Genomic DNA, 880 nt, shown 5'->3' on the forward strand with positions numbered 1-880 from the left:
GGGGGGGGGGGGGCGGCCCGGGGGCCCCGGGGCGAGGGCCCCCCCAACCCCCTCCGCCCCCTTGACGGGCGGGGGGGGTCCCGGGGGCCCCGCCCGCCTCTGCCGCGAGCGCGGGCTCTGGTTCGTGTCGGACGAGATCTATCACGGGCTCACCTATGGCGAGCCTGCCGACACGGCGCTCCGGCATCATCGGGACGCGGTCGTGATCAACTCGTTCTCGAAATATTACTGCATGACGGGCTGGCGCATCGGCTGGATCGTCGTGCCGGAGCGGCTCGTGCGGCCGGTCGAGACGCTGGCCCAGAACCTCTACATCTCCCCGCCCTATCTCTCGCAGGTGGCGGCCCTGGCGGCCTTCGACGCGACCGGGGAACTGGAGGCGGTCAAGGCGGATTACGCGCGGGCGCGGGCCGTCCTCCTGGACGAATTGCCGGGTCTCGGCATCACCGAGATCCATCCGGCGGACGGTGCCTTCTATCTCTATGCCGACATCGCCCGCTTCACGAACGATTCGATCGGCTTCTGCCGCCGGATGCTCGACGAGGCCGGCGTCGCGGCGACTCCGGGCGTCGATTTCGACCTCGCGGAAGGCAGCCACCACCTCCGCTTCTCCTTCGCCGGCGGCGAGGATGTCTGCCGCGAGGCGGTGCGGCGGCTCAAGGAGTGGCTTTGATCTGTGCATGCCGGGTGCGGGGTGCCCCCTCCACCATGCTTCGCATGGTCCCCCTCCCCCGTTTCACGGGGGAGGATGGCGGCGGCCGTGCCACACGCGGCCGTCACCCCGGCGGAGGCCGGGGTCCAGGACCGGCGGATGGATTCCGGCCTTCGCCGGAATGACGGAGACGTGGCGCGCTGCGCGACGGAGACGTGGCGCAGCCCG

The 880-nt window shown here is 71.7% G+C and carries 1 protein-coding gene; it reads left to right on the forward strand.

Annotated elements, in window-relative coordinates:
• Positions 1-673 (forward strand): aminotransferase class I/II-fold pyridoxal phosphate-dependent enzyme (locus PKD06_RS13705; RefSeq protein WP_324380951.1); only part of this gene is annotated, 673 nt, incomplete at its 5' end.
• Positions 674-880: the final 207 nt, after the last annotated feature.

Source organism: Enterovirga sp., from assembly GCF_035325185.1.
Taxonomy (GTDB): domain Bacteria; phylum Pseudomonadota; class Alphaproteobacteria; order Rhizobiales; family Beijerinckiaceae; genus Enterovirga.